At 39.8% G+C, this 5,207-nt stretch carries 5 protein-coding genes and 1 pseudogene; 3 read left to right on the top strand and 3 right to left on the bottom strand.

What is annotated here, in order from left to right; all coding sequences use genetic code 11:
* Nucleotides 1-284 precede the first annotated feature (284 nt).
* A complete protein-coding gene (locus BLW33_RS13745; RefSeq protein ID WP_090310001.1) occupies nt 285-590 on the bottom strand; it encodes a pyridoxamine 5'-phosphate oxidase family protein in 306 nt (101 codons plus the stop codon).
* A gap of 121 nt (nt 591-711) precedes the next feature.
* On the opposite strand from BLW33_RS13745, the gene BLW33_RS13740 reads away from it, so the two are divergent.
* On the top strand, nt 712-1,074 hold the full coding sequence (locus tag BLW33_RS13740) for a winged helix-turn-helix transcriptional regulator (RefSeq protein ID WP_090309998.1): 363 nt from the start codon (nt 712-714) through the stop codon (nt 1,072-1,074).
* 98 nt (nt 1,075-1,172) lie between these two features.
* Here the strand turns inward: BLW33_RS13740 and BLW33_RS13735 are convergent, their stop codons facing one another.
* Nucleotides 1,173-1,736 carry a DUF1638 domain-containing protein gene (locus tag BLW33_RS13735; protein ID WP_090309995.1) on the bottom strand — a complete coding sequence of 188 codons (564 nt, stop codon included), beginning with the start codon at nt 1,734-1,736 and terminating at the stop codon, nt 1,173-1,175.
* 657 nt (nt 1,737-2,393) lie between these two features.
* Between BLW33_RS13735 and BLW33_RS13730 the strand changes: the two genes are divergently transcribed.
* Together BLW33_RS13730 and BLW33_RS13725 are read left to right on the top strand one after the other, a co-directional pair.
* Complete coding sequence (locus tag BLW33_RS13730) at nt 2,394-2,741, top strand: Ig-like domain-containing protein (protein ID WP_090309992.1); 348 nt, start codon at nt 2,394-2,396, stop codon at nt 2,739-2,741.
* Nucleotides 2,690-3,103: a hypothetical protein gene (locus BLW33_RS13725; protein ID WP_176966744.1), complete on the top strand. Its 414-nt coding sequence runs from the start codon at nt 2,690-2,692 to the stop codon at nt 3,101-3,103. The genes BLW33_RS13730 and BLW33_RS13725 overlap by 52 nt, the downstream gene beginning before the upstream one ends.
* 328 nt (nt 3,104-3,431) lie before the next feature.
* On the opposite strand, the pseudogene BLW33_RS13720 reads toward BLW33_RS13725, so the two are convergent.
* A pseudogene (locus BLW33_RS13720) lies at nt 3,432-4,936 on the bottom strand (IS3 family transposase).
* Nucleotides 4,937-5,207: the final 271 nt, after the last annotated feature.

Below are 5,207 nucleotides of genomic sequence, written 5' to 3'. Positions count from 1 at the left end.
GCAACTGCACTGGCTCCGGAAAAGGGTGCTGTGAAATATTGGAAACACCTGCTCTGGATTATCGGAAATGGCGCACAATTACATTGGAATACTCATTTAGGCATTATTGATATTGTCTTAATGTATATAGAGGTCGTTTTATTACCAACAGCACAATAAATTAAAATATCCCTACATGTTAAAACTAAGAGAAAGCAGGAGTCGCTTAATTTTTGACATGCAGGGATTTCTTCATGATATTAGATTATAAGGTGCATATAACGTTTATAGTTTGCATAGATGGCTTATATCAGAGCATCTACTTTTGTCGGGGTGAAAATAAGCTGTTTATCTTTTACTGCAGCTGTGCCGGTGAGACGATAACCTTCAGGACTATCATTCATTGTGGCTCCAACAACCCATGCATTTATGTTAGTCGCCAAATTCTTCTGTGTTATTTCCATTTTATAAATGCCGAAGACTACTGTATCATCGATAACTTCACCTTTGCCTGCAATAATTGGGTGTGGAGTGCCATCTGCACCCACTGTGACAAGTGTGAGGAAGGCTGAGTCCTCAATAACTGCTTTTATTTCTTTACTAATAACCATTTCGCCATCTCCTTAATATTTTTTAGATAGTCTTTACTTTGTTTTTACTACCTGGTATAATAATACTACAGAAATTTTGATATTTCAAGTACGCAGAATATTATGAGTAGGTGCGAAAAAAATGACTATTAAAAGCGATCAAGATAACAGCCCGTGCAAAGACAATTGTCCGTGTATGGACTGTTGTCCGTTAGGAAGTGCATTAAGTCAAATTGGCGGAAAATGGAAGATACCCATTTTATGTGCTCTTTTTCAGGACGGTACAACACGATTTAATGAGCTGAAACGCAAGATTAGAGGCATAACAAATACTATGTTGGTAAGTTCATTAAAGGAGCTGGAAGAAGAGGGCCTTATATTCCGTGAACAATTTATGGAAATGCCAGTGCGGGTCGAATATTCAGTGACTGACAATTGTCGTGACTTGATGCCGATTCTTAAGCAACTCGCATATTGGGGAGCTCAAGTACATACGATAAAATAACCATAAGCACATTGAAAAAATGTTATTACGATTCCAGATTAAAAAAATCTCGTTTTCTATGTTTTGAAAATGAGATTTTTTATATTGGTGAGTGTATTTTATTCTTTGTTTAAAGACATGATTTGTGCTTTGAAATGATCAAGCGATGTTTCATATGGTTCAATCGGTACTTGCGTATACTCAAAAAAGTCAAATTGATCTTCATCCGAAACTTCACCAATTCCAGTATCCACAAGGACTATTCTTTCATATGATCCAAAATTCTGACGGGCATCGCAGGCATCCCATTTCAACCCATCAACAAAAATATTTCGCCAATTCTTAAGCCATCCATTTGAAATGTAAAAACTGTTACACTCTGAATCCAGCTCTTTCATTTTATCCCCGAGTAGAAGGTCCGAACAGTTTGTTTTTGGGGCTATTGTCGCCCCATATTTTTTCGCGATTTCCATCATCTGGGGATGGCACCTTGTACCAATTAACAGTCCGATTTTATCATTTCTGCTTTGAGCTTCATTTAATTTTTCAATCAATGCTGCTTCTAATAGCTTATCATCAACATGCAAGGCTGGATCAATAAAAATGACCTCATCTTGTATTCCCAGTTCTTTCATGGCACACTTTATTTCCTCTGCCAGAATGGCACATGCAACAAAAACCATTTTAACCCTTCTTTCTGATAGTTAATTTGTAAAAGTTCCTTTTTAAAAGTTAATACTGCAGTCATCAATCCTTTCGTTTAAATATGGAAGCAATACATTTTTGCTACCTGATACAATGATACTATCGATAAACTAACTTGACAAGTACGCAGATAATTATTATTAGATGAGAAAAAAATGACTGAATAAAATGTGATATCTGTGCGTAATGTTAAATTAACAGAATAAAAAATCCAGATGCCTTAATACAAAAAACTAATTTGCAGTGGCATGTTGAATGTGAATGCGGTCATTCGTATGTCAGAAAATACCTGAAATTCGGCGGTTCATTAATAAATTCATACACAGAGTTGTTGTTCATACAGATAACATTGAGGTCACCTTTAAGGTGGCCTTTTTAATTGGAGAAAAATGGTCCTGAACCTATTGTTTTACTAAATGGTTAGGTGGAGAAGCGATTAAGTTTGGAGAATATCCACGAAGTAAAAATATTGTATGAGTGATTGGTGAGCATCATAAGATGATGGCTAAGAGCATTCGATAGGTCAGACTTTAGAAATAACGCTGCAAGATACATATAAGAGGAATTAATCCTTGATGATTAGCGCTCTCTATTTGATATTAGAATGAAAATCTGGTTTTTAAAATGTCACTGGTATCATCATAAGCGAAACAGCAAAAACAGTAGCAATCGGTGAAGATTTCAACTTGATTACTACTGTGTCCCCAGAGAATGCCGCAAACAAAGCAGTCATTTGGAATAGTGATAAAGAAGAGATAGCCATTGTCGATGCTACTGGGAAAGTAACAGCCATTAAGGCAGGAATAGCAACCATCACCGTCACAACAGCAGATGGCAACAAGACAGCCACTTGCGCTGTGACTGTTAATGAACCAGTAAAAAGTATTGGAACAACTTACCAAACCCATGTCCAGAATGTCGGTTGGCAAGGGTGGAAGAACGAAGGAGAAATAGCGGTACGAGTGGGAAAGCCTTACGTTTAGAAGGTATAGAAATTAATGTGGATAGTCAAGGCTATGACATCGGTGTAGAATATAAAACTCACGTTGAAAATATTGGCTGGCAAGATGTTAAGAGTAACGAAGAACTGAGTGGAACCTTTGGTCAATCCCTACGGTTGGAAGCCATTCAAATAAGTCTCACCGGAGCGGATGCTGACAAGTATGACATCTATTATCAAGTTCATGCACAAAACTATGGCTGGCTTGGTTGGGGAAAAAATGGCGAAAGTGCAGGAACTGAAGGATTTGGCTATCGATTAGAAGCCATTAAAATTGTTGTGGTTCCCAAAGGATCAGACGCTCCAGCTATAGATTCAACACTGCTTCCATTCTATAAAAAATAAAGAAATGTAATTTAAATAATTATACGGAGAAAAGGCATCGGTATTTAAAATATGATGCCTGAATTCTTCGGAAATTTTGCTTTTTTTCCTGTTTTGATCAATTCATTTAGCATGTTTATTTATTCATGCTAAATTGAGAAGGAATATGGTTAGATTTTAGGGGCAGAGGGGCATTGCTTTTATAAACTTTTTTAGCGAGTGAAACATGGGACTTACTTAGAAACAATTTTAAAGCGTGTTGTTTTTTTGAATATGACCTTCTCCGCCACGGTGTTTGTCAAGATAGTTGTCATCATTTTACAACTTTTTCACTATACATATTGCAAACTTATGCGGTCGAAATATCCATTAAATCCTGCTCTTCTGTTTTTACCGGATTAAGAAAAACTTTGGCATCAAGTTCCCATTTCCGACACTGCCGTGTCCAACGATTCGGATTTTTTTCCTTGGCTTGTTCATAAACGCGTTGCCGGTTTTGAAAAATAACGGCATCCATGCCGGTATGTCGTTGATTAGGCGTCAGGAAATTAAGACCGCTGTGATGATGTTCATAATTGTACCAGTGGGTGAATTTCAATACCCATTGTCTGGCTTCACTGATGTCCAAAAACCCTTTGTAGGGGTAATCCGGGCGATACTTGCAGGTTCTGAAAATCGATTCGGCATAGGCATTATCATTACTGACACGGGGTCGGCTTCGGGAGCCGGTAATTCCCAATTGATACAGTGTTTCCAAAAGGGTTGCGCCTTTCATGGGACTGCCATTGTCTGAATGAAGCACCAATGGCGCCTGTCCGGTATGTTTTTCAGATAAGCAGGTTTTTCGCATCAGGGTACTGGCATGCTCGGCGGATTCCACTGGCCAGATTTCCCAGCCAACAATCTTACGGCTGTAAAGATCCAAAATCAGATAAAGATAGAAGAATTGTCCGGAAATGGGGCCTTTCAACCAGGTTATGTCCCACATCCATACTTGATTCGGTCCAGTAGCACAATGGGTGGTTGCCATCCGTTTGATGGGCTTTTCACTACGACCGCAATGGTTTTGTTGCTTCACTTCTTTTAAAATACGGTAGATCGTTGACTCGGAGGCCAGGTAAATCCCTTCATCAGCCAGTTGTGGCACCATTTGGCTGGGTGGCTGGCTTTTAAAACGGTCGCTGTTCATATGAACCAGGATCACTTGCTTTTCTTCACGGGTTAACTTATTTTGGGGTACCGGTCGTTTGGCATGGGGGCGCTGGTCTTCCGGGCGTTTTTTCCAGCGGAATAAGGTGCGTTGACTAATCCCCATAATCCGACAGGCTTTTTCCTCCATTGCGCCAGCGGTAACGGCTTCCAGGATGAGGGTGACGGCAATGGTGCGATCGGCAGGAAGGATCATTCGTCCTCGGGTTCCCCCCAGATCGCTCGGCACTTTTTTTGAAGAACCAACAATGCGGCTGTTTCAGCCAAAGCTTTTTCTTTACGGTTGAGTTCCTTTTGCAGCTGTTTATAGGCTTTGTCTTTGTCTCTTAAATGGCGTTGCAGGGTGGCGGTTTCCTGTGCCACTCCGCCATTTGCCTGCATACAGGCATCCCGCCAGGCCGTGATCTGCTCGACGTAAAGACCTCTGCTCCGGCAGTACTCGGCGAGTTCAATTTCATTTAACGTGGCGGTTTCAAGAACCACATGAAATTTATCTTTAGGATCCCAGTTCTCTGAGCTGGTATTCGTTTTAGGAATCACCATTCCTTTTTCCTTGGCTTGACGTTTCCATTTATAAAGCGTCTGCTCTGACAGGCCATGCTCTTTGGCTAATTCAGCGACAGATTTATTTTTGGGTGGCATCATTTCATTCAGCATCTTGTCTTTGAGGGTTTGACTGTATTTTGACATAAGGTTTCTCCTTGCGTTTTTTATACTATACACTTTTTAATTCCTTATGACAACTATGCTAACACATAGGGTTTATGAAGGTTTGACAGACATGCTGAATTACAATAATAAAGAGGGAATAAATGTTTTAGGTGAGTATTCCAATGTAATTGTGCATGCTTTCCGATGATTGAGATCACCCTATCCGGAAAACGAGTGCGCTGTTTCCGGACCGAGTGCAATCAAT

It is taken from the genome of Eubacterium aggregans (assembly GCF_900107815.1).
GTDB classification, from domain to species: Bacteria; Bacillota; Clostridia; order Eubacteriales; family Eubacteriaceae; genus Eubacterium_O; species Eubacterium_O aggregans.
This window is presented reverse-complemented; position numbering and strand designations above follow the sequence as displayed.

Bases quoted from the DNA above. Each gene is read 5' to 3' on its own strand.
- BLW33_RS13745 (WP_090310001.1), bottom strand. From the start codon at position 590: ATGGTTATTAGTAAAGAAATAAAAGCAGTTATTGAGGACTCAGCCTTC.
- BLW33_RS13735 (WP_090309995.1), bottom strand. From the start codon at position 1,736: ATGGTTTTTGTTGCATGTGCCATTCTGGCAGAGGAAATAAAGTGTGCC.
- BLW33_RS13740 (WP_090309998.1), top strand. From the start codon at position 712: ATGACTATTAAAAGCGATCAAGATAACAGCCCGTGCAAAGACAATTGT.